The organism is Microbacterium sp. A93, assembly GCF_051842835.1.
Window position 1 is genome coordinate 14,929 of the sequence record NZ_JBPXMT010000002.1, and the last position, 23,481, is coordinate 38,409.

Consider the following 23,481-nt stretch of genomic DNA (forward strand, 5'->3'; position numbering starts at 1 on the left):
TTCCTCCCACCGTCACCGGGATTTCACCCGGCGGTGATGCGATGACCACGCTGCCACCCATCATTCGGGAGGGCACGCCGACCCCGCCGGTCATCCCCATCACCGGCGGGTCCGTACCGTCCAGGGGAATATCAGAGGGAAAACTCATGCCGTTGCAGTCAAGGAAGTCCTTGCTGGCCGGTGTTCTGACCGCGGGGCTCGTAGCCGCTCCCGCCGTCGCACTGCCTGCATCCGCCGCCACCACCGAATCGCCCGCGCCGGTCTCCACGGAGGCCGGCGTTTCCGTGTCCTCCGAGGACGCGGTGAAGGCAGCCGCCGCACCGGCTGCCGAAGGCACCGAGAAGATCTCACTGCTCAGCTTCAACGACTTCCACGGCGCGCTGTCGGACAAGTACACCGGCACGCAGTTCGCCGACACGGTGGAGGACTACCGCACCGCGTTCGAGGGCACCCACGGCGAGGGCTCCACGCTCCTCACCTCCGCCGGTGACCTGATCGGCGCCTCCCAGTCGGTCTCCAACGCCCAGCAGGACAAGCCCACCCTCGAGATCATGAACGCCCTCGGCCTGGACGTCTCCGCCGCCGGCAACCACGAGTTCGACAAGGGCCTGGACGACCTCACCGGCCGCGTCATGGACCTCGCCGACTTCGACTTCCTGGCCGCGAACTTCGTGGACCCGGAGACCAAGGAGCCGGTCCTCACCGATCACCAGATCTTCGAGGTCGACGGAGTCAACGTGGCCGTGATCGGCGCGGTCCCGAATAACCTCTACGCCACCACCACGGGCTCCGGCCTGCAGGGCAACGAGGTCATCGACCTCGTGGAGGCCGTCAACGGCGTGGCCCAGGAGATCGAGGCCGCCGGCACCGCGGACGTCATCGTGGCCTCCTACCACGACGGCTCCGTGGTGGGCGGCGCCACCGAGCTGGCCGACGCCACCGAGGCCTCGTCGGTCTTCGACTCCATCGTCAACGGCACCGACGAGTCCGTGGACGTGATCTTCAACGGTCACACCCACCAGGAGTACGACTACGACACCACCACGGAGGGCGGCAAGGAACGCCCGGTCATGCAGGCCGGCCAGTCCGGCAACAAGCTGGCCGCCGTGGAGCTCGAGATCGACCCGGAGACCAAGGAGGTCCTCGGCTACACCGGCGAGCTGATCGAGCGCTCCACCCAGGATCCGGCCGAGGCCGCCGGCGAGTCCGATGTCACCGCCGAGGTCTACACGCTCGAACAGGCCGCCGTCGCCGAGTTCGAGGAACTAAAGAACACGGTGATCGGGGACATCGACTCCTCCATCACCACCGACTACCAAACCCGCATCGAGGAGACCGGCGCCTGGCGCGCCGGCGGCACCCGCCGCCAGGAGACCACCCTGGGCAACTGGGCCGCCAATGCCCTCAAGGACCGCATCTCCCTGTCCAACCCCGAGGTTGACCTCGGCGTCACCAACTCGGGCGGCCTGCGTTCCGAGCTGCTGTACGACCAGACGGTCGCCTCCCCGGTCTTTGCTGACAAGCCGGCCGGCCTGGTCGGCAAGGTGAGCTTGGGCGACATCATGGATCTCGCCCCCTTCGGCAACACGCTGGCCTACTTTGACCTCCCGGGATCCTCCATCAAGCAGGTGCTCGAGGAGAACTGGCAGGACGGCGCGAAGATCAACAACCTCGGTTGGTCCGAGGAACTGACCTGGACCTATGACGAGTCCCGCGAGCAGGATGACAAGGTCATCGGCATCTGGATCTCCGGTGAACCCGTGGACCCGGAGGAGATGTACACCATCGGCACCCTGTCCTTCCTCGCCGACACCTCGTGGGTGGGCACCGAGAACTCGGCCCCGGACGGTTACGAGGGATTCGCCATCGGCCAGGAGAACCAAGTGAACCTGGGCATCATGGACAACCAGGCCTTCCAGGAATACGTGCAGGCCGAGACCGCCGCCTCCGGCGACATCCGCCCGGACTTCGCCAAGAAGGCAGTGGAGGTCCAGAACGCCACCGGCACCGCCGCGCCCGGCGAGGACCTGTCGCTGACGCTCGGCAACCTGGAGATCGACTCCGACGGAGCCGGCGACGCCACCTCGGTGGCAGTCGAGTTCCAGCCCACCGAGGGTGAGTCCGTGGAGGTCGGCACCGTGGAGGTGGCGGCCGACGGCGAGACCGCCGACCTGTCCACCCTGCAGGCCCCCGAGGTCACCGGCGCCGGTGAACTCGTCATGACCGTCTCCTATGACGACCAGTACGAGTCCACCACCGAGGTCCGCTCGGCCCTCACGATCGGCACGGACGTCCCCGAGGACTTCTCGGACAACCAGCCCGGTTCGGTCTACTACGCCCCGGTGCGGTGGATGCAGACCGAGGGCGTGACCAACGGTTACGCCGACGGCACCTACCGCAAGGGCTCCGACATCTCCCGCGGTGAGTCCGTGGCCTTCCTGCAGCGCTACCTGGCCCCCGGATACACCACCGATTCCACCGAGCCGGCCTTCCCGGACGTGCCGGTGACCAGCACCCACTTCACCCCCATCACCTGGGCCGCCGATGAGGCCAACCAGGTCACCACCGGCTACGGGGACGGCACCTTCCGCCCCACCCAGGACGTCACCCGCGCGGAGTTCGTCACCTTCCTCTACCGGGCCGTGGACCCCGAGGACTACACGGCCCCCGAGGACTCCCCCTTCGAGGACGTGGTGGAGAACACCTATTACGAGGCCATCGCCTGGGCCGCCTCCGAAGGCCTGGTCAACGGGTACACCGACGGGCTCTACAAGCCCTACGACCCCATCAACCGTGGTGAGGTCGCCAAGGTCATGTACCAGTACGACCTGACCACCGCGAACTGATCAGCACCATCTGAGCGCACCGTGACCCCGCCCCCCACCGACGTGACGGGGCGGGGTCATTGTGCACCCCGCTGAACCTGTTCATCACCTCCACCGCAGCAACACTCACCGAAAGAAGTCACCATGAAGTTCGCTTCACGTTTGACCGCAGTGGGCGCCTCGATGGCGCTGCTGTCCGCCAGCCTCGTGGTCCCGGCCCAGGCTGCCACCGCCGCCCCCGCTGACGACACCGTCGTCATCAGTGAGGCCTATACCAACGGCGGCTCCGCCAACGCCGCGTTCACCCACAAGTTCGTGGAGCTCTACAACCCGACGGCCGCGGACATCTCCCTGGACGGCTGGTCCATCCAGTACCGCTCCGCCACCGGCGAGGCCGCCCCGAGCGGGGTCATCGAGCTCTCCGGCACCATCAAGGCCGGCGGCTACTACCTGGTCCAGGGCAACGCCAACGGCGCCGAGCCGAACGGCGAGGCCCTGCCCGCCGCCGACGCCGGCCTCGACACCAGCGTGTCCTTCTCCGGCACCAACGGGACCCTGGTCCTGGCCAACCAGACCGAGAAGGTCTCCCTCCCGGTCGGTTCCGTGACCGCGGAAGCCGAGGTGGCCGGCGTCGTTGATCTGCTGGGTTACGGCACCTCGAACACCTTCGAGACCGCCGCCGCGACCGGCCCCTCGGCCAACAACGACCCGAAGTCGATGACCCGCACGGACGGCGTGGACACGGATGACAACTCGGCCGACTTCACGGCCACCGAGACGGTCACGCCCACCAATGCGGCCGGCGAGACCGGCAGCACGCCGGAGCCGGAACCCGAGCCCGAGGTCCCCACCGAGATCACCCCGATCGCCGAGATCCAGGGCACCGGGGCCGCTTCCGAGATGGTCGGCCAGAACCTCATGACCCGGGGCGTGGTCACGGCGGTCTACTCGACCGGCGGCTTCAACGGCTACTACCTCCAGACCGCCGGTTCCGGCGGCGACGAGGACGCCACCCCGGGTGCCTCGGACGCGATCTTCATCTACTCCGCCGACACCGTGGGTGAGGTGGCCCTGGGCGACCACGTCCAGGTCATCGGCGAGGTGGGTGAGCACTTCACGGGCACCCAGCTGACGGTCCGCGCCGGCAACGTGGAGCAGCTGGATGAGTCCGCTGAGGCGGTCAAACCCACGGCGCTGGAGTTCCCCGCCGATGAGGAGTCCAAGGAGGCCCACGAGGGCATGCTGATCGACCCCTCCGGGATGGAGTGGACGATCACGGACAACTATGACGTGAACGCCTATGGCTCCCTGGGGCTGGCCCCGGGCACCTCCCCGCTGGACAACCCCACCTCGGTGGCCGATCCCGGAACCGCCGCACAGGCCGTGATGGCGGAGAACGCCGAGCAACTGATCGTGCTTGACGACGGAGCCTCCACCAACTTCATGCGCGCCCCGGGCAACCAGAACAAGCTGCCGTACCTGGACGTCGACGACCCGGTGCGGGTGGGTTCCGCCGTGACCTTCGCCGACCCGGTCATCCTGGACTACCGCTTCGACGCCTGGAACTTCCAGCCGACCCGGCATCTCACCCACGAGAACGCGGACGAGGTCCAGCCCGCCACCTTCGAGAACACCCGCGCCGCGGAGGCTACCCCGGACGACGTGGGCGGCAACGTGCAGCTGGCCTCCTTCAACGTGCTGAACTACTTCACCACCCTGGGCGATGAGTTCGAGGACTGCGACGCCTTCGAGGACCACGAGGGCAATCCGATCGCGACCGACTTCTGCGATCCCCGCGGCGCCTACAACGAGGAGAACTTCCTGCGCCAGCAGGAGAAGATCGTCGCCGCCATCAACGGCCTGGACGCCTCCGTGGTGGCCCTCGAGGAGATCGAGAACGGCGCCGCGTTCGGCAACGACCGTGACGAGTCCCTCGCGGCACTGGTGGAGGCCCTGAATGCCGCCGCCGGTGCCGAGAAGTGGGCCTACGCCGGGTCACCGGCGGAGATCCCCGCTGATGAGGACGTCATCCGCAACGCCTTCATCTACCAGCCGGCCGCCGTGGAGACCGTGGGCGAGTCCAGCATCCTGACCGATTCCGCGGCCTTCTCCAACGCCCGCGAGCCGCTGGCCCAGACCTTCCGCGCCCTCGGCGAGGACGGCGGGATCGAGGGCACCGAGTTCGTGGCCATCACCAACCACTTCAAGTCCAAGGGCTCCGGCTCCGGTGCCGGCAATGAGGACTCGGGCGACGGCCAGGGCAGCTCCAACGCGGACCGCGTGGCCCAGGCCGAGGCCCTCGTGGACTTCGCCGAGGACCAGAAGGCCTCCGAGGGCACCGACCGGGTGTTCCTCATGGGTGACTTCAACGCCTACGAGAAGGAGGACCCGATCGGAGTCCTCGAGGCGGCCGGCTACATCAGCCAGGGCGCCAAGTCCGAGGGCGAGTACTCCTACACCTTCGACGCCGGGGTCGGCTCCCTGGACGGGATCTTCGCGTCCGCTGACGCCGATGAGACCGTCACCGGAACGGACCTCTGGATGATCAACGCCAACGAGTCTGTGGCACTGGAGTACTCGCGGTACAACTACACCCCGGAGCAGCTCTACACCGCCGACCAGTGGCGTTCCTCGGACCACAACCCGATCCTCGTCGGCATCCAGCTGGACGCCGGGGAGCCGACCGATCCCACTGATCCCGAGCCGGTGAAGGACTTCTCGGACAACCAGCCGGGGTCCGTGTACTACGCCCCGGTACGGTGGATGCAGACCGAGGGCGTGACCAACGGGTACGCCGACGGGACCTACCGCAAGGGCCGGGAGATCACCCGCGGTGAGTCGGTGGCCTTCCTGCAGCGGTACCTGGCCCCGGACTACACCGCGGACCCGGCGGTGGCGATCTTCCCGGACGTGCCGGTCGGTGCCCCGCACTTCACCCCGATCGCCTGGGCCGCCGACGACGCCCACGAGGTCACGACCGGTTACACGGACGGCACCTTCCGCCCGGGCCGGGACGTGACCCGCTCGGAGTTCGTGACGTTCCTCTACCGGGCGGCGGGCCCAGAGGACTTCACGGCCCCGAAAGAGTCGGCGTTCGAAGACGTGCCGACCTCCAGCACCCACTACGAGGCGATCGCCTGGGCCGCCTCCGAGGGACTGGTCAACGGCTACACCGACGGGGACTACCGCCCGTTCACCCCCATCAACCGCGGGGAGGTCGCCAAGGTCATGTACCAATACGACCTCACCACGCAGGACTAAACCCCTCCTGTCACCCGGGCCCTGAGTGACCCCACCCCGTCACCACGATGGGGGCGGGGTCACTCTGTGCTTTCTGGGGTGAGTCTCTGTGCTCTCTGGGTCGGGTCAGGGGCGGGCGAGCGCCCAGACAGCCCGGGCGGCCGCCTCCGCGTCCCCGAGGGTGCGGGCCCGCCCGTCCGGGTCACGGCCGGCCTCCGCGGCGATGGCGGTGCCCCACTGGACCGAGGCCAGCTGCAGTCCCAGCACGAAGATCCGCTCGTGCACCGCCCCGGTGACGTCCCGGAGGCGGTGGGGACGCTCCGTCACGTCGAAGCCGCGCCCCGGCACGGGATCGCCCTCCTCGTCCTCCACCGTGTAGGGCACCGCAACCCCCTCGGCCAGCAGGGCTGACACCAGGGGGGATTCGGAGACCAGCACCCGGTTCGGCGGCATCATCGCCTCCACCATCCAGGTTCCGCGGTGCACGTCCTGTGCTTCCTCGGCACCACCCACCTGCGGTGAGGACACCGCGAACCGGGACCGGCCGGCGTCGGGCTCGAATTGGGGGTCCGGGCCCACGAACCGGACCAGGCCCGCCCGGGCCGCGGCCAGCAGCTGCTCCACGCGCTCCAGCGGCGGACCGGAGGCGGTCCCCTCCACGAGGGACTCGAACCAGCCTGACACGTCCCGGCGTCGTGAGGCATCCGTGATCCGCTGCTCCGCCACCCATTGCTTCACCTGCAGCCGCGCGGCGTGCAAGGTCCCGATCGCGACCATGAGCGGGGAATCCTCCCCCGCGGCGGCCTCGGCGCAGATCCCCTCGAGGAAGCCGATCACCGCGCGCTGGTAGTCCTCCCCCGTGGCAAAGACCTGCCCCTCGAACGGCCGGGCCAGGGCCCGGATGTCCAGGAACGGCATCCCGGGGGCGTACTGATGCAGCAGGGACTGGGCCTGTTGGCTCGTGACGGGCTCCCCGCGGCCGGCCTGCTCCAGCAGTCCCACCAGGCCGGCCAGGAACTCGGTGGCCGGCCCGGCCCCACCCAGCACGTCCGGGCGGAGCCGCACCAGCGCGTTGTAGTACGCCCGCACCACGTCCCGGTGGATGAGCGGCCACAGGTGGACCGCGAAGTCCAGCGGGCCGTGCGCGTCCTGCAGCGCCTCGACGACCTCGGGCACGAGGTACTTCAGGGACACCGCGTGCGGGACGAAGGCGTCCAGCTCCGCCTTGGGCAGGTAGCACACGCCCCGGCGCGAGGCCGGATGGAGCACCGGCTCGGCACCCGAGGGGCGATAGTCCAGGGCGCGCCCCGGGCCCGCCCCCGTGTCCGCGTACGTCCCACCCCGGCCCAGCGTCAGTTGGGCCAGCCCGTCGAAGAAGTTCAGCCCCATCCCCCGCACCAGCACGTCCTCGCCGGCCGGGATGGCCTCCCAATCCAGGTCACAGGGGATGTTCGGTCCGCGGTAGTGCAGGCCCAGCTGCCCCGCCGCCTCCTCCAACCGCCGCTGCTCGGCCGTCAGCCGAGCCGGCACGTGCCCCACGCACAACACCACGGCGTCCGCCTCCACCGTGCTTCCGTCACCGAGGGTCAGACGCGCCCCTCCGGCGGCCTCGTGGGTGCCGGGCGCCGGTGCCAGGTGCACCACCTCGTCCTGCCGCCAGATCACGCTCCCGACGCCGGCCCGCCCGTTGAGTGCGGACGTCACCTCCCGGAACATCTCGGCCAGGTACCGGCCGTACACGGCCCGCGGCGGATAGTCCGTGCGGTCCAGCACGCGGGCCCGGTCCGGGTGGGCCATCCGCCACTGGTCGAAGGTCAGGGCGGCTGAGGAGGGGTTCAGCCCCGGGGTGCCCGCGGCCGCCACCGTGGGGAAGAAGGCCGGCGTGTTCATCAGGAACAGCTCCGACTGCCCGGCCCGCCAGACGTGGCCCGGACCCGGCTCAAAGGGATCGATCACCACGAGGTCCAGCAACGGTGCCGGGTGCCCGGACTCCTCTGCCGATGCAGAGGCAGGCGCCGCGGCAGATCCTGCGGCGGATTCCTCGACGGCGGCCAGGAGTCGTTCCAGGAACGAGGTCCCCCGCGGGCCGGCCCCCACCACGGCCACGGTGAACCGTCTCTCGGGCACTGGCTCGGGCACTAGGGAGGTCATGCGCGGGTCCTCTCGGCGGGGCGTGTTCTCGGTGTGCTGACGGTGTGCTGACGATGTGCTGACGGAGTAGTGGCGTAGTACTGCCGGTTCACTGCAAGCCGTTCCAGCCTACGGTCACCGTGAGGGCCCTGTGGTTGCATAGGAGGATGCAGCCGAGTCCTGATTCCCAGCCCACCGACGACTTCCTCTGGCTCGAGGACATCCACGGTCAGAAACCCCTGGACTGGGTGCGTCAGCAGAACGCCCGGACGGAGTCGTTGCTGGACTCGGACCGGTTCGCGGACCTGCAGCAGGACCTCACCGCCATCCTGGACGCCCCGGACCGCATCCCCCACGTGAGCAAGCGGGGCGGCTGGTACTACAACTTCTGGCGGGACGGCGAGCACCCGCGCGGACTGTGGCGCCGCACCCGGTGGGAGGCCTACCTGTCCGGCGAACCGGCGTGGGAGGTCCTACTGGACGTGGACGCCCTCGCCGCGGCGGAGGACACGGACTGGGTGTTCGCCGGCGCACGGTTGCTGCGCCCGGACTGGGACCGCGCCCTGCTGAGCCTCTCCCCTGACGGCGGGGACGCCGTGGCCGTGCGGGAGTTCGACCTGGGCACCCGGTCCTTTGTGACCGCGCCCGAGGGCTTCGAGCTGCCGGTGGCCAAGACGCAGGCCTCCTGGATCAGCCGCGACCAGCTGCTGGTGGGCACGGTGACGGACGCAGATCCCGAGGCCGGCGATGCCACCCGCTCCTCCTACACGCGGAACCTGCGGGTCCTGGACCGGGGCGGGCCGCTGGAGGCCGCAGAGACCGTGTTCGCGGTGGACCGGGAGCACGTGGCAGCCTTCGGCGGCCACGACTCCACCCCGGGATGGGAACGAACGGTGGCGATCGACGCGATCGACTTCTACCAGTCCACCACGTGGCTGCGTGACCCGGACGGAGGGTCCGGGGCTGACGGGAACCGGTCTGGCGCCGACTGCGACCGCACCGGCTGGCGGCGGCTGGACGTGCCGCTCGACGCCGAGGTGGACGTGCACCGGCAGTGGCTGACCGTCTTCCTGAAGTCCGAATGGGAGTTGCCCGGGGCGGCCCATCCGGCCGGCTCGCTGCTGGTCTGCACCGTGGACGGCTTCCTGGACGGTTCCGAGGAACCACGGCCGGCCTTCCTGCCCACGCGGGGTACCACCCTGTCCGCATGGGCCTGGACCGCCTCCCATCTGGTGCTGACCGTCTTGCAGGACGTGGCCTCGGCCCTGTACGCGCTGCCGCAGGGCTCTCTGGCCGCACCGGAGTCCGGGGTGCCGTCCTCCCGGGTCGCCCTGGACGCGACCCGGCGCATCCTGCTGGAGAATCCCAATCCCGCCGACCCGTTCCTGACCCTGGGCGTGGCCGCGGTGGATGACGAGGACCCGGACTGCGGCGACGACCTGTGGATCACTGCCACCGGTGCGCTGACCCCGCCGACGCTGCTGCGCGCCACCCTGCCGACGCACCTCGGTGCGGCTGGCACCGAGACGGTGCCGGCCGGCGTCGTGCCCGAGCTGGTCACCGTGCGGACCGGACCGGAGCGCTTCGACGCGACCGGACTCCAGGTGCGCCAGCACTTCGCCGTGTCCGACGACGGCACGCGGGTCCCGTACTTCCAGATCGGTCCCGCGGAACTCGAGTTGGACGGCGCCAACCCGGTGCTGATGGACGGTTACGGGGGCTTCCTCGCCTCGAAGCTACCGGGCTACTCGGGGGTCTACGGGCGTGGCTGGCTGACCCGCCGCAACCCCGAGGGTCGGCAGGGTATCCATGTCATCGCCAATATCCGCGGCGGCGGCGAGTACGGCCCCGACTGGCACCGGGCCGCCCTGAAGCAGAACCGGCACCGCGCCTACGAGGACTTCGCCGCCATCGCCCGGGACCTGAAGAACCGGGGCGTGGCCGACCGCGCGCATCTGGCGGCGACGGGCCGGTCCAACGGCGGGCTGTTGATGGGCGCCATGGCCACCCTGTACCCCGAGCTGTTCGGCGCCCTGAGCTGCGGGGTGCCCCTGCTGGACATGCGCCGGTACACCGTGCTGTCCGCCGGGCACAGCTGGATCGCCGAATACGGTGACCCGGATGTGCCGGCCGAGTGGGAGTTCATCCGCACCTTCTCGCCCTACCACCTGCTGCTGGACCGCCCCGTGGCTGGTGCGGTTCAAGGCCGCGACGGCGGCGGGCCGGGTACCGGGTATCCCGACCTCCTGGTATGGACGGCCACCTCCGACGACCGCGTGGGACCCGAGCAGGCCCGCAAGATGGCCGCCCGCATGCTGGACCTGGGCGTGCCCAACGTGTGGTTCCACGAGGACCTCGACGGCGGGCATGCCGGAGCCTCGGACAACCGGCAGGCGGCGGCGCTGCACGCACGGTCCCTGGAGTTCCTGTGGAAGGCCGTGGGGGACGCGCGGTAGTCACTCCGGAGTCTCGCTTTGAACTCAAGGCCCTGCGGCGGCTAGCATGTCAGGGTTACCATCTCACTGATGGCGACAGTGGAGACGTGCCAGAGCGGCCGAATGGACTTCACTGCTAATGAAGGGTCCGGTGAAAGCTGGACCGGGGGTTCAAATCCCCCCGTCTCCGCAGAAGTGAGAAGCCCGGGAACCTCGAGTTCCCGGGCTTCTTGCGTTCACGTTCAATTTACGTTCATGATCAGTGTGCCACCTTGCGGGCTGGCCCTCCCGGGGCCACCACACCCGGGCCACCACACCCATCGTGCCGAGCCACCATGATGATCGCTGTGACCCGGCAGGAACACTGTGACCTGGCGGGAACACTGTGGCTCCATGGGCCGGTCAGTCGTCCTGGCCCTGTTCCCGCTCAAGGATGTGCAGGAACTGCAGGGCTTCCTCCGCCGTGAGCACCGTGTGGGCCGAGAGCTCCAGGGCGGCGTCCTCCACGCGACCGTCCCGCACCAGGGCGGTCAGCTGATCGCGCAGGAACGGCGGCAGGTCGTCAGAGGATACTCGGACCGTGGTCTCGTCCCGCACCACCTCGAGTTCGAAGGGACGGTCCGCGGGCAGGCGGTCACCCAACCAGTCCTCGGGAATCACCAGCTGGGTCGCGTCCGCGATGTCAGCCGGCGGGACGCGGCTCCCGGGGGTCTGATCCCCGGCCTCCGCCGGGCCGGGACCATCCGGGGAGGAGGAGGTGGCCGGCGTCGTGCCCTCGGGGTGGAGGGAGGTGCCGGTGGAGGGTTTGGCCCAGATCTGCGGGTAGGTGGCGAGCGCCTGGACGTCCATCATGGCCTCGAAGGTGCCGGCCCCGGTGGTCCGGCGGTAGGCGGTGATCGCCTCGGCGGTGCGGCCGGCCGCGATCAGGCGGTAGACCTCGCGGTGGGTGTCCTGGTCCAGGCGGGTCGAGGCGGCCCGGGCGCTGTCCGCGCTCACGCGGCCGGCCAGTGACCCGCGGCGCGGCGCGGCCGTACGGCCGGAGGTCTGGCCACCGGAGGCAGACGAGCGGCGCGAGTGCAGCCACGCGCCGACACCGACCAGCACGGCCACGAGCACGACGATCAACAGCGGAATGAGGTATTCCATGATCTCCAGTCTAGGACGACAACCTCAGGGTGCGTCGACCGTCCAGACCCGGTGACCCGGGGCCACCCGTGACGGGTTCTGCGAGGTGAACAACACTACGCCCGGATAGTCCTGCAGCTCGGCGCGCAGCAGCCGGATCCCCTCCGCGTCCAGATCCGAGTCGATCCCGTCCAGGACCAGCAACGGCGGGTTCTCCAGCAGTGCGCGGCCCAGCTTCAACCGCGCCACCTGGGAGCCGGTCAGCGGCTCGCCGCCGTTCTTGATCCGGGTCTGCCCGCCCCGCGGGAACTGGCGCAGCACGCGGTCCAGCCCCACCCGGGCGAAGGCCTCGCGGGTCTGTTCGTCCGTGGCCTTGGGGTTGCGGTAGGCGATGGCGCGGGACACGGTGCCGCGCTCCAACGGCACGCGCACCGAGGCGTGGCCGAGCAGCTTGCGCCGTTGGCGCCCCGGAGCCTGGGTGTAGTCGTAGCCGTCCACCACCATGTCCAGTGCGGGCGTGGGCTGGCCCGGCTCGGCACCGGTGTTCTGTCCGGCCAGCAGGTTCAGCAGGACGGGCTGGATCCGGCCCGGGTCATGTGACTGGATCTGGATGACGTCCCCCGCGCCGGCCTGGAGCATGGGCACGCGCTGGCCCTGCACCACCATCCGGCGGATCCGCAGGCCGTTGCGTCCGGTGCTGGAGCGGTCCCGCTCCACGTCCTTCCAGTTCTCCTCGCGGTCCTTCTCCGCCTGCCTCAGCACCTCGGCCTGTGCCAGCAGGGGGGCCTGGATGCGGCGGGCCGCCTTGTAGTTCTGCCGGTACTCCACCACGCGGCCCAGGTCCCCCAGCGGGGTGGACATGACGCCCACCAGCGTCATGGCGGAGGCCACCCCGGCGGTGTCGATCAGCCCGAGGGTGCCCAGCACCACCACGGCGGCGGTGGCCAGTGAGGCCGCGGTGATGGCGGAGGCCCGGACCAGGCCGGTGATGCGGGCGCGGGCCACGGCGGCGTGGACCACCTTGCCCGAGTCCCGGTCCAGGGCGTTGAGCTCGCGGTTGACCCCGCCGGCCGCCTGGATGGACTCCCCGGCACGCACGGTGTCCGCGATGCGGGCGGACATCCGGCCACGACGCCGGCGCAGGTACCTCGCGCGCACGAAGGTCGCCTTGGCCAGGGGTGGCACGGTCAGGCCCAGCAGCACGATCGGGACCCCCACGGCCAGGCCCACCTGCCAGTTGGAGACGGCCAGAACCCCGAGCACCACGATGATCAGAGGCAGCGAGGTCATCAGCGGGACGATCCCCTGGGAGACCCAGTTGCGTACGGCGGTCAGGTCATTGGAGGCGCGGGTGATGGTCACCCCGAGCGAGGCGTTGCCCGAACCGGCCAGGGTGGTGCCGATCAGCTTGCGCCGCAGTTCGTAGACGTAGTCCTGGCCGAGGTCCTCCCCCACCACCCGCTCTCCCCAGCGGGCTCCGAAGATGGAGAGCACGGCGAGCATCAGGATGGACAGCTGCAGCCACGGGACATACGTGCCGGCCTGGGCGATGGCCGCCGGGTCCAGGGCGGTACCGTCCGGGGCGGTCCCGGCGTTCAGCGCCGCGTTGACCTGGGCCGGCATCCCCAACAGCGCATCCACGGAGAAGGACATGACCAGCGCCATGACGGCCTGGAAGACGCCCAGCAGGAAGAGGATCACCAGCAGATAGCGACGGCGGCCGGACCAGACGGTCGGCATCCTCTCGTCGGCGCCGGAGGCCTCGGTGGTGCCCTCATCCTCTGCGTCGATGACGGCGTCCGCGTCGATGGCGGCGCCCAGGGTCTCGTCCCCGGGAGCGCCAGAGACGTCGTCTCCGGTGTGCGGCTCCGCCGAGAGCCGGAACCGGCGCTGGGAGCCGGCCCGGCCGTCGTCGTGCCCGCCGTGGTCATACCGCTGCGCTGTGAGGCGGTCCGGATTCAGGATGTCCTCCAGAGTGGGGTGGTTGGTCATGGGTGAGACCTCGTGGTCAGCCGGTCAGGAGCGGGGCAGCAGGGCCGAGGACACGGCGGCGTCGGTCAGCTCGTAGGTGTCGATGACCGGGACCCCGGCGCGGGCCAGGACCTGGTGGGCCTCGGCGGTCGCCAGCGGGGAGGAGGTCAGCACGCCCGAGACCGCGGCCACGTCCAGCCCGGCGTCCTGCAGCTCGCGGACCCCGGCCACGGCGCCCAGGGCGTCGCCGGCGGCGAAGACCACACGGTCCACCACGGACTGGAAGAGCGGATCGCGCAGCAGCCGGGCCGTCTCACCCTGGTAGACACCGTCCGCGATCTCCACGACCACCACATCCGTGTCCGTCTCCGCCATGGCGTCCACGAGGTTCACGGTCAGGGCCCGGACCTGTTCGAAGTCCAGCCTGAAGGTGGTCGGGTAGCCGAAGTCGGTGAAGTCCAGCACCTTGGCGGCGCCGCCGTCCACGTAGATCATCGGGTCGTTGCCGGCACCGGTACCGGTGGACTTGCCGGCCGAGACCGTCAGGCCGGCGTTGGTGAGGCCGTTGACCAGGGTGGCCATGGCGGTGGACTTGCCCGAGTTCATGGACGTGCCCAGCACGGCGATCACGGTGGGGCGGCCCGGCAGGGCGGCGGCCAGCTCCTGCTCCGAGGAGCCGATCGCCGGGACCGGGTTCAGGGCGTAGGGGGCGAAGCGGGAGAGGTTGACGATGCCGTGCGCATCCGCCAGCAGGCCGAGGGGTTCGATCTGGGTGGGCTCGTCGATGGCGGCGTGCTGCTCGGTGACAGTGCCGGCCACACCGCCCGCGGCGACCAGGTGGCAGGGCTGCAGGGAGTCCGGGACGTGGGCCAGGAACTGGTCCGCGGCGTAGCGGTGGCCGTAGGCCAGCATCACGATGTGGTCCGGGAAGAGGATGGCCTTGCGCGACTCCGGCGTCTCGATCCGCTTGTGGTTGAGGATCTCGGACACGCGGGCCACCACCACGTCGCCCGCCTTCGGCGTGACGGTGGGACCGGCGGCCAGGTGGAAGACCGAACGGTCGGCCTCCAACGCCGCTCCCACGAACCGGGTGGTGTAGGCGGCTTGGATGCGGGCCGGCAGCTCCACGCGCTGGTAGGTCGTGTCAGCGGTGTCGATGATCGTCAGGACGCTGCTCGGGTTGGTGGTCTCGATGCTCATGGCGGGCCTCTCACTGTTCACTGTGCTCCGGTGACCGTTCGGGGTGTTCCGCCGGCCTCAGGAACTATGGAACCAACGGCCCATGAGCCGTCCATGAGCCCCGGATGAGAGCGTTCTCATCAAACAGTTTTTGGTCCTGTACAACTCGTCTGACGTGGGCGGACAGAAGTCCATGGGAGTTTGACGAGAGGGGTGTGGAGGATCATCTGCCGGCGTGCGGGCTGCGGATGAACCAGGCCAGGCCCAGGGCCAGGACGGAGAGGGCCACCGTCATGAGCACGGTCCCCGGCCATCCCGCCCCGGCCAGGAACACACCACCGAGCCAGCCGAACAGGCTGGACCCCGCGTAGTAGCCGAAGTTGTAGAGCGAGGCGGACTGCGCCCGGCCCGCCACGGCGGCAGCCCCCGCCCACCCTGAGGCCACGGCATGGGCTGCGAAGAATCCGCCCGTGAAGACGATCACGGCCGGCAGCACCACCCAGAGGGACGGGACCAGGGTCAGCAGCACGCCCGCGGTCATGGTGGCCGTGGAGACCAGCAGCACCGGTCTCCGTCCGTACCGTCCGGCCAGCCGGCCCGCCAGCGGTGAGGTCCAGGTGCCGGCCAGATAGGCCACGAACACCAGGGACACCACCGAGAGGGGCAGGTTGAACGGCTCCCCCGCGAGGTGGAATCCGAGGTAGTTGTACATGGCCACGAACCCGCCCATGAGCAGGAACCCCTGGGCGTAGATGACCAGCAGGGACGGCGACCGGAGATTGCCTGCGAGCGCCCGCACGGCCCCACGCAGGGTGGTCCGATGCGGCGTGAACCCCCGGGCGTCCGGGGCCAGCAGCAGGAAGGCCACGGCGCAGGCCACGGCGATCACGGTCACGGTCAGCAGCCCGGCCCGCCACCCGAACACCTCCCCCACGGGCGCGGCCAGGAGCCGGCCCGCCAGCCCGCCGAGGGTGGTGCCGGAGATGTAGGTGCCGGCGGCGAGGGCGGCAGAGGCCGCGTTGACCTCCTCGTTGAGGTAGGCCAGTGCCAGGGCCGGGACACCGCCCAGGGCGAAGCCCTCGAGCAGGCGGAAGGCGAGGACGCCGCCGAACCCCGGCATCACCACCGCCGCCAGGGAGAAGAGGCAGGCCGCCAGGATGGCCCACCCCATGGCGCGTTTGCGGCCGAGGCGGTCGCCCGCGTAGGACCACGGGATCACGCCGAGTGCCAGTCCGAGGGTCGCGAGCGAGATCATCAGGGCGGCATCCGAGGCGGGGAGGCCGAGGTCACCGCTGATCAGCGGCAGCAGCCCCTGGGGTGAGTACAGCTGGGCGAAGGTCGCGACGCCGGCCAGGAACAGTCCCAGCAACAGGCGGCGGTATCCGGGTGTGCCGGGCACATGCCCCGCCCACGGTCCCCCGGTTCCTGTGTTCACGGCCTCGACTCTAGCCATGGGTGGAGAGAGTCCGACGCCGCGTGCTGGGGAGGCTGTCCTAGGATGGTGGACCGTGACCACCCCAGTTGATCTCAGTCAGTCCTTCAAGGCCTACGACGTGCGCGGCATCGTCGGGGAATCCATCACCGAGGCGTCCGTGCGGGCTGTGGGCGCGGCGTTCGTGGACGTGCTGGGCCTGGCCGGGTCCCGGGTCCTGGTGGGCGGGGACATGCGCCCCTCCTCCCCCGACTTCTCTCAGGCCTTCGCCGAGGGGGCGACCGCCCGGGGGGCGGATGTGGTGATGCTGGGCCTGGTCTCTACGGACATGCTCTACTACGCCTGCGGGGTGGAGCAGGCCGCCGGGGTGGTGTTCACCGCCTCCCACAACCCGGCCGCCTACAACGGCATGAAGATGGCCCAGGCCGGGGCCGTCCCGGTCTCCTCGGACACCGGACTCTTCCAGATCCGGGACGTGGCCCAGGGCTACCTGGACACCGGTGAGGTCCCGTCGGCGGACCAGACCGGGACCGTGAGCGAGCTCGACGTGTTGGCCGGCTACGCAGCCTACCTACGCTCCCTGGTGGACCTGTCCGGGATCCGCCCGTTGAAGGTGGTGGTGGATGCCGGCAACGGCATGGCCGGCATGACCACCCCGGCGGTGCTGGGCGATACCGTGCTGGCGGGCCTGCCGCTGCAGATCGAGCCTTTGTACTTCGAGCTGGACGGCACTTTCCCCAACCACCCGGCCAATCCCCTGGAACCGGAGAACCTGCGCGACCTGCAGGCCGCGGTGGTGGCCCACGGGGCGGACATCGGCTTGGCCTTCGACGGCGACGCCGACCGGTGCTTCGTCATCGACGAGAAGGGTGAGCCGGTCTCGCCCTCGGCCGTGACCGGGCTGGTCGCCCGCCGGGAGATCGCCCGCGCCCAGGCCGGAGACACCGTCAACGGCACCGTGCAGGCCCCCGAGGCCCAGCCGGTCATCATCCACAACCTGATCACCTCCCGGGCGGTACCCGAGCTGGTGGCCGCCGCCGGCGGCCGGGCCGTGAAGACCCGGGTGGGCCATTCCTTCATCAAGGCCCTCATGGCCTCCGAGGGTGCGGTGTTCGGCGGGGAGCACTCCGCGCACTACTACTTCCGTGACTTCTTCAACGCCGACACCGGCATGCTCGCCGCCATGCACGTCCTGGCCGCCCTGGGCACCCAGGACGGGCCCCTGTCCGATCTGGCCGCCGAATACGACCCGTACACCGCCTCCGGGGAGATCAACTCCGAGGTGACGGACAAGTCCGCCGCGGTGGACCGGGTCCTGGAGGTCTTCGCCCCGACCCTCGCCGCCGACCCCACCGCCTCCGGCGACGACACCATCACAACCGGCACACCCGGCAACGAGCTAGCCGGGCTGGACGACCTGGCCGGTACCCAGGTGAGCGTGGATCGCATGGACGGCACCACCGTCGCCGCCACCGACGGGACCTGGTGGTTCAACCTGCGCCCCTCCAACACCGAACCCTTCCTGCGCTACAACGGCGAGGCCCACGACCCCGACACCATGGCCACCCTCCGCGACACCGTCCTGGACCTCGTCCGCCAGGACTCCTGACCCCGCCGAGCGTTGTGGGGGCAGAGATCACCAGTGATCTCTGCCCCCCACAGTGATCAGGAGGGGTCCGCTCGTGGTGCTGGGGTGCGGGTGATCCGGACCCGGCCCACCCGGTGGCCCTCCATGCCCAGGACCTCCAGGGAGGCGTCCCCGGTCTCGACCCGGTCCCCTTCATCGGGAACCCGCCCCAACTCGGCCATGATGAAGCCGCCGATGGTCTCATAGGAGCCGTCGTCCGGCAGCTCGATACCCGTCTGTTGGGCCAGTTCCTGCAGGATCAGCCCGCCGTCCACCTCCGTCTCCTCCCCCTCCCGCAGGGCGGTGCCCTCCTGGACCAGACCGTCATCGAATTCGTCGTAGATGTCCCCGACGAGTTCCTCCAACAGGTCTTCGAGGGTGACGATGCCGTCGGTCCCGCCGTACTCGTCGATCACCAGGGCGATCTGGTTGCCACTGGACCGCATGCGGCTCACGGCCTGGAGCACGTCCACCGTGCCGGGCAGCACCGTGATCTCCCGCGCCATCGAGGACACCGCGACCGACCGGTCCTCCACCGTGAGCAGGTCCCGGAGGTGGATGAAGCCCAGCACGTCGTCCGTGTCCTTCCCCGTCACGGGGTAGCGGGAGTTCGGCATCGTGGCCAACGCGACCAGGGCCTCGTCCACGGTGGCCTCGCCCTCCAGGAAGTTCACCTCCGGCCTCGGCCGCATGACCTCCACCACGGTGCGCTCGGCGGCATCGAAGACGGACTGCAGCACGCGCCGATCCGTGTCCTCCAAGGATTCCGAGGTGGTGACCATGGAGCGGATCTCCTCCGCCGAGACCGCCTCCTGGTGGGCCTTCGGGTCTCCGCCGAGCAGGCGCACCACCCCGTTTGTGGAGACCGAGAGCAGCCAGATGACCGGCCGCATGAGTACGGCGAAGCCACCCAGCGGCGGGGCGAGGATCTTCGTGAATCCCACGGCGTTCTGCATGGCCAGGCGCTTCGGCACCAGCTCACCGAAGACCAGGGACAGATAGGCGATCACCAGGGTCATACCCACCAGGGCCAGGGTGCCCGCCGCCTGCTCGCCGATCCCCCACCCCATCAGGACGGGGGCGAGGTCCGGGGCGATGGTGGAGGCGCCGTAGGCCGAGGAGAAGAAGCCGGCCACGGTGACGCCGATCTGCACGGCGGAGAGGAAGAGGTTCGGGTCCCGGACCAGTGCGGCGGTCTTGGCACCGCGCGGCCCGCTGTCCGCGATGGCCTGGACCTGCGACTGCCGCAGGTTGACGATGGCCATCTCCGTCCCGGCGAAGACGCCGCCGATGAGCACGAAGACCATGACCAGCAGGACATTGAGCAGGGTATCGAGATCCATGGGACCACGCTATCGTCCGCCCCTCCTCTTGGCCGCCAGCGGGCCGCGCTAACCGTTGAGCGCCAGCACGAAGGGCAGGACACCGCTGGCACCGGCCTGACGCAGCACGCGGCCGGCCTCCGTGAGGGTCCACCGGCTCTCCGTCCGGTCATCCAACAGCAGCACCGGCCCGTGCCGGCCGGCCTCGCGAGCGGCAGCCAGCTGGGCGGCCAGTCCCTCCGGCACGGTGAACATCTGCCACACCGCGGCCAGCCGGAACGCGCTGTTGCCGCCGGATTCCCCGCGAGGACCGCCGTCCACCAGCTCCAGGGACCCCAGATACGGCAACTGCCCGATCCGCGCGATGCCTTCCGCGAAGGACCCCACCAGCTGGGGCCGGGACCGGGATGGCACGGACACCACGGCGATGGGCCGTTCCGCCCACTCCCAGGACGCCAGGACCTGCACGGCACCCTGCAGCAGGTCCCGGTCGATGGGGGCGTCCTGGGGCCCGGACTCGGTGTCCGCGAACAGGGTCCGCAACCGCCCTCCCCAGCCCAGGTCCGTCAGCCGTGCCACGGCGCGGCCCTCCAGCACCTGGGACTCCTCCGGGATCCGTCCCTTGAGCGGGACCCCGAGCCGGTCCATGCCGCTGGGCCAGCTGCGCCGCGGCTCGATCTCCACGCCGACCCGGCCGAGTGCCTTCGAGGCGTTGCCCTGGGCTGATTCGTCGATCGAGGTGGGGAACCAGGGACCGGCGCAGTTGTCACACCGGCCGCAGGGTGCCGCGTCCGGATCGTCCAGCACCCGGGACAGGAACTCCATCCGGCACCCGGATGTGTGCTCGTAGTCCAGCATGAGCTTCTCCTCGTCCAAACGGGCCTGTGCCACCCGCCCGTAGCGCTCCCCGTCATAGGTCCACGGCTCGCTGGTGCGCCTCCACCCGCCTTGGGTGCGCTCCACGGCACCGTCCACGGCCAAGACCTTGAGCAGCAGCTCCAAGGGGGTCCGTTTCAGGTCCACCCGGGTCTCCAGGGCCGGTACGGACAGGGGCTTACCCGCCGCCTCCAGTTCACCCAGCACGGCGCGGGCCCGGTGTTCGTCCGGCATGGACGTGGTGGCGAAGTACCGCCAGATGTCGCGGTCCTCGGGGCCGGGCAGCAGCAGCACATCGGCATGGTCCGTGGCACGCCCCGCGCGGCCGACCTGCTGGTAGTAGGCCACCGGGGAGCTGGGCGCCCCGAAATGCACCACAAAGCCCAGGTCCGGTTTGTCGAACCCCATGCCGAGCGCGGAGGTGGCGATCAGGGCCTTGACCCTGTTCTCCTTCAGCGCCTGCTCCAGCTCGGCCCGCTGTTCCGGGTCCGTCCGCCCCGTGTAGGACGCCACCTCGTGGCCGGCCTCCCGCAGCGCCCTCGCCGTGTCCTCGGCGGCCGAGACGGTCAGCGTATAGACGATCCCGGACCCGGGCAGGGCGTCCAGGTGGGTCAGCAGCCAGGCCAGCCGGCTGGCGGGGCTCGGCATGCGCAGCACCCCCAGCCGGAGCGAGGACCGGGCCAGCGGGCCGCGGAGGACGAAGACGTCCCCGGCGCCGTCCACCCCGAGCTGTTCGGCCACATCCTGGACCACCCGCTCATTGGCCGTGGCCGTGGTGGCCAGCACCGGGACGGACCGGTTCCCGTCCCCGGGCAATTGCGCGATCAGGTCCCGGATGCGCCGGTAATCAGGCCGGAAGTCGTGCCCCCAGTCCGAGATGCAGTGCGCCTCGTCCACCACCAACAGGCCGGTCCGGCGAATCAGGTCCGGCAGCTGCACGTCCCGGAACTGCGGGTTGTTGAGCCGCTCCGGGGACACCAGCAGAACGTCCACCGAATCCTCCGCCAACCGCTCACGGATCCGGTCCCAGTCGGTGGGATTCGCCGAGTTGATGGCCTCCGCCCGTACCCCCGCCCGGGCGGCAGCCGCCACCTGATCCCGCATCAGGGCCAGCAGCGGCGAGACGATGAGCGTGGGACCAGCCCCCCGGGTCCGCAGGAGCAGCGACGCCACGAAGTACACGGCGGACTTGCCCCAGCCGGTGCGCTGCACCACCAGCGCCCGGCGCCGGTCGGCCACCAGCGCCTCGATCGCCTCGAACTGGCCGGGATGGAAGTCCGCGTCCTCCCGGCCCACCAGCCGGCTCAGGATCTCCCGGGCCTCCGCCCGCAAGGCGGCGCGGCCACTGTCGGTGCCGGTGCCGGGCTCGTGGTCTGTGCCGGGGTCGGTGTCGTTCTGCATCATGGCGCCAGTATTCCAGCCCCCACGGACATCCCTGCGCCCGGTGTGCCACACGGTGGATCCGGAGACCGGCACAGCGCCCTGTGCAGGACCGGACTGGGGCGGGAGATCGAGTCGTCTGGGATAATGGCCACGTGAAACTCAACGCGTTCGGCGACGTCTGCCTGCGCACCCTCATGCTCCTGGGTGCCCGCCCCGACCGTCAGATGACGGGCCGGGACATCGCCGATGCGGTCGGCACGCCGTACAACCACGTGAGCAAGGCCATCCTGGAGCTGAAGCGGCGCGGGGCGCTGGACGTGACGCGGGGCCGCAACGGTGGCGCGCGGATCACGCCGGTGGGAATGGCCCTGTCGATCGGCGCACTGCTGCGTGACCTCGACACGCAGACCGACATCGTGGACTGCACCGGACAGGACTCCCCGAACGGACACGCCTGCCCCCTGTTGGAGGGTTGCCGGTTGCGCCGCTCCCTGGCCCGGGCCCGGGAGGCGTTCTACGCGGAGCTGGACGGCACCACCGTGGCAGACCTCACCGGCACCGACTCCCTGGTCCGGTTGCCGATGCCCACCCTCCCCACCCGCTGACGGGGCCTGTCACCTCGTCCAACGCGCCCGCGGCGCCTCGATTTGCGCTCGACTTCTACACGGTGTAGAACTGAGATCATGAATCTTGCATACCGAATGCAAGTATCGCTGACGAAGGAGTCACTCCATGCTCTCGGACACCGCCCGCCCCGTCATAGAAGCCACCCTCCCCGTGGTGGCAGCACACATGGATGAGCAGATCACCCCCAGGTTCTACGCCCGGATGTTCGAGGCCCGCCCAGAGCTGCTCGATGGACTCTTCAGCCGCGCCAATCAGAGCAACGCCACCCAGCAGAAGGCCCTGGCCGGGGCCATCGTCCACTTCGCCCAGCACCTGATCGACCACCCGAACACCCTCCCGGAGCAGGTCCTGTCCCGGATCGCCCACAAGCACACCTCCCTCGGCATCGTCGAGGAGCAGTACCAGATCGTCTACGAGCACCTCTTCGCGGCGATCGTGGAGATCCTGGGCGAGGCAGTGACCGCCGAGGTCGCCGCCGCCTGGACCGAGGTCTACTGGCTCATGGCGGACGCCTTGATCAAGATCGAGAAGGGCCTCTACGCCCAGCAGGCCAATGACCAGATCTGGACCCCGTGGCGCCTGGTGGCCAAGGAGGCCGCCGGCCGCGGCAGCATCACCTTCCGCTTCGAACCCGCCGACGACACCCCCGCCACCGCGGGCCGCCCGGGTCAGTTCGTCTCCGTGCGCGTGACACTGCAGGATGGGCTGCGCCAGTGCCGCCAGTACTCCCTGTCCGAGGACGCGACCTCCACCACCTCGCGCGTGTTCACCACCAAGCTGGATGAGGGCGGCGAGGTCTCCCCGCACCTGCACGCGCACATCGCCGTGGGTGACGTGATCGAGCTGTCCAACCCGTACGGGGACATCACGCTGGACACCACCGGCGGCCCGATCGTGCTGGCCACCGCCGGGATCGGCTGCACCCCGAGCGCCTCGGCGCTGCAGACCCTGGCCCAGGAGGCCTCGGACCGCCAGGTCCTCGTGCTGCACGCCGAGCGCACCGAGCAGGACTGGGCCCTGAAGGAGCAGATGCGCGAGTCCCTCGCCGCCCTGCCGAACGCGGATCTCACCCTGTGGCTCGAGGACACCGCCGGTGCCGCCGCGGAGCTGGCAGCGCGCGAGGGCTTCATGGACCTCCGCCACGTCGAGCTGCCGGCCAACGCCAAGCTCTACCTCTGCGGGCCGCTGCCCTTCATGAAGGCCGTCCGTTCCCAGGCCATCGCCGCCGGCATCCCCGCCACGGACATCCACTACGAGGTCTTCGGCCCGGACCTCTGGCTCGCCGCCTGAGTCGCCTGAGCCGCCTGAG

13 protein-coding genes and 1 tRNA gene are annotated in these 23,481 nt (G+C 70.1%); 7 read left to right on the forward strand and 7 right to left on the reverse strand.

Annotated elements, in window-relative coordinates; translation table 11 throughout:
- The first annotated feature begins 146 nt into the window (after positions 1-146).
- Both ACSU1G_RS04410 and ACSU1G_RS04415 read left to right on the forward strand, forming a co-directional pair.
- Positions 147-2,846 carry a 5'-nucleotidase C-terminal domain-containing protein gene (locus tag ACSU1G_RS04410; protein WP_439278710.1) on the forward strand — a complete coding sequence of 900 codons (2,700 nt, stop codon included), beginning with the start codon at positions 147-149 and terminating at the stop codon, positions 2,844-2,846.
- 123 nt (positions 2,847-2,969) lie between these two features.
- The gene (locus tag ACSU1G_RS04415; RefSeq protein ID WP_439278711.1) at positions 2,970-6,086 is read left to right on the forward strand and encodes an ExeM/NucH family extracellular endonuclease; all 3,117 of its coding nucleotides are present in this window, start codon (positions 2,970-2,972) and stop codon (positions 6,084-6,086) included.
- Positions 6,087-6,191: 105 nt separating this feature from the next.
- On the opposite strand, the gene ACSU1G_RS04420 is transcribed toward ACSU1G_RS04415, so the two are convergent.
- Positions 6,192-8,216 (reverse strand): FAD/NAD(P)-binding protein, encoded by a 2,025-nt coding sequence (locus ACSU1G_RS04420; protein WP_439278712.1) that lies wholly within the window; start codon positions 8,214-8,216, stop codon positions 6,192-6,194.
- 146 nt (positions 8,217-8,362) lie between these two features.
- Here ACSU1G_RS04420 and ACSU1G_RS04425 point away from each other — a divergent pair, with 146 nt between their 5' ends.
- Both ACSU1G_RS04425 and ACSU1G_RS04430 read left to right on the forward strand, forming a co-directional pair.
- Positions 8,363-10,651: a prolyl oligopeptidase family serine peptidase gene (locus tag ACSU1G_RS04425; protein WP_439278713.1), complete on the forward strand. Its 2,289-nt coding sequence runs from the start codon at positions 8,363-8,365 to the stop codon at positions 10,649-10,651.
- A gap of 80 nt (positions 10,652-10,731) precedes the next feature.
- A tRNA-Ser gene (locus tag ACSU1G_RS04430) sits at positions 10,732-10,820 on the forward strand.
- 212 nt (positions 10,821-11,032) lie between these two features.
- Here ACSU1G_RS04430 and ACSU1G_RS04435 read toward each other — a convergent pair.
- From ACSU1G_RS04435 to ACSU1G_RS04450, 4 genes are all read right to left on the reverse strand, one after another.
- Positions 11,033-11,776: a hypothetical protein gene (locus ACSU1G_RS04435; protein WP_439278714.1), complete on the reverse strand. Its 744-nt coding sequence runs from the start codon at positions 11,774-11,776 to the stop codon at positions 11,033-11,035.
- A 24-nt stretch (positions 11,777-11,800) separates the two neighbouring features.
- Positions 11,801-13,747 (reverse strand): ABC transporter transmembrane domain-containing protein, encoded by a 1,947-nt coding sequence (locus ACSU1G_RS04440; RefSeq protein ID WP_439278715.1) that lies wholly within the window; start codon positions 13,745-13,747, stop codon positions 11,801-11,803.
- 24 nt (positions 13,748-13,771) lie between these two features.
- Positions 13,772-14,926 carry a DUF1611 domain-containing protein gene (locus ACSU1G_RS04445; RefSeq protein ID WP_439278716.1) on the reverse strand — a complete coding sequence of 385 codons (1,155 nt, stop codon included), beginning with the start codon at positions 14,924-14,926 and terminating at the stop codon, positions 13,772-13,774.
- A gap of 202 nt (positions 14,927-15,128) precedes the next feature.
- Complete coding sequence (locus ACSU1G_RS04450; RefSeq protein ID WP_439278717.1) at positions 15,129-16,340, reverse strand: MFS transporter; 1,212 nt, start codon at positions 16,338-16,340, stop codon at positions 15,129-15,131.
- A 16-nt stretch (positions 16,341-16,356) separates the two neighbouring features.
- On the opposite strand from ACSU1G_RS04450, the gene manB reads away from it, so the two are divergent.
- On the forward strand, positions 16,357-17,946 hold the full coding sequence (gene manB, locus ACSU1G_RS04455; protein ID WP_439278718.1) for a phosphomannomutase/phosphoglucomutase: 1,590 nt from the start codon (positions 16,357-16,359) through the stop codon (positions 17,944-17,946).
- 56 nt (positions 17,947-18,002) lie between these two features.
- On the opposite strand, the gene ACSU1G_RS04460 is transcribed toward manB, so the two are convergent.
- Both ACSU1G_RS04460 and ACSU1G_RS04465 read right to left on the reverse strand, forming a co-directional pair.
- A complete protein-coding gene (locus tag ACSU1G_RS04460) occupies positions 18,003-19,307 on the reverse strand; it encodes a hemolysin family protein (protein ID WP_439278719.1) in 1,305 nt (434 codons plus the stop codon).
- A 48-nt stretch (positions 19,308-19,355) separates the two neighbouring features.
- On the reverse strand, positions 19,356-21,563 hold the full coding sequence (locus tag ACSU1G_RS04465) for a RecQ family ATP-dependent DNA helicase (protein WP_439279393.1): 2,208 nt from the start codon (positions 21,561-21,563) through the stop codon (positions 19,356-19,358).
- A gap of 134 nt (positions 21,564-21,697) precedes the next feature.
- On the opposite strand from ACSU1G_RS04465, the gene ACSU1G_RS04470 reads away from it, so the two are divergent.
- Together ACSU1G_RS04470 and ACSU1G_RS04475 are read left to right on the forward strand one after the other, a co-directional pair.
- On the forward strand, positions 21,698-22,150 hold the full coding sequence (locus ACSU1G_RS04470; RefSeq protein ID WP_439278720.1) for an RrF2 family transcriptional regulator: 453 nt from the start codon (positions 21,698-21,700) through the stop codon (positions 22,148-22,150).
- A gap of 127 nt (positions 22,151-22,277) precedes the next feature.
- Complete coding sequence (locus ACSU1G_RS04475) at positions 22,278-23,462, forward strand: globin domain-containing protein (RefSeq protein WP_439278721.1); 1,185 nt, start codon at positions 22,278-22,280, stop codon at positions 23,460-23,462.
- The last annotated feature ends 19 nt before the right edge of the window (positions 23,463-23,481 follow it).

Coding starts and splice junctions, on each gene's coding strand:
- ACSU1G_RS04410 (WP_439278710.1), top strand. CDS start 147: ATGCCGTTGCAGTCAAGGAAGTCCTTGCTGGCCGGTGTTCTGACCGCG.
- ACSU1G_RS04415 (WP_439278711.1), top strand. CDS start 2,970: ATGAAGTTCGCTTCACGTTTGACCGCAGTGGGCGCCTCGATGGCGCTG.
- ACSU1G_RS04420 (WP_439278712.1), bottom strand. CDS start 8,216: ATGACCTCCCTAGTGCCCGAGCCAGTGCCCGAGAGACGGTTCACCGTG.
- ACSU1G_RS04425 (WP_439278713.1), top strand. CDS start 8,363: ATGCAGCCGAGTCCTGATTCCCAGCCCACCGACGACTTCCTCTGGCTC.
- ACSU1G_RS04435 (WP_439278714.1), bottom strand. CDS start 11,776: ATGGAATACCTCATTCCGCTGTTGATCGTCGTGCTCGTGGCCGTGCTG.
- ACSU1G_RS04440 (WP_439278715.1), bottom strand. CDS start 13,747: ATGACCAACCACCCCACTCTGGAGGACATCCTGAATCCGGACCGCCTC.
- ACSU1G_RS04445 (WP_439278716.1), bottom strand. CDS start 14,926: ATGAGCATCGAGACCACCAACCCGAGCAGCGTCCTGACGATCATCGAC.
- manB (WP_439278718.1), top strand. CDS start 16,357: ATGGGTGGAGAGAGTCCGACGCCGCGTGCTGGGGAGGCTGTCCTAGGA.
- ACSU1G_RS04460 (WP_439278719.1), bottom strand. CDS start 19,307: ATGGATCTCGATACCCTGCTCAATGTCCTGCTGGTCATGGTCTTCGTG.
- ACSU1G_RS04465 (WP_439279393.1), bottom strand. CDS start 21,563: ATGCAGAACGACACCGACCCCGGCACAGACCACGAGCCCGGCACCGGC.
- ACSU1G_RS04475 (WP_439278721.1), top strand. CDS start 22,278: ATGCTCTCGGACACCGCCCGCCCCGTCATAGAAGCCACCCTCCCCGTG.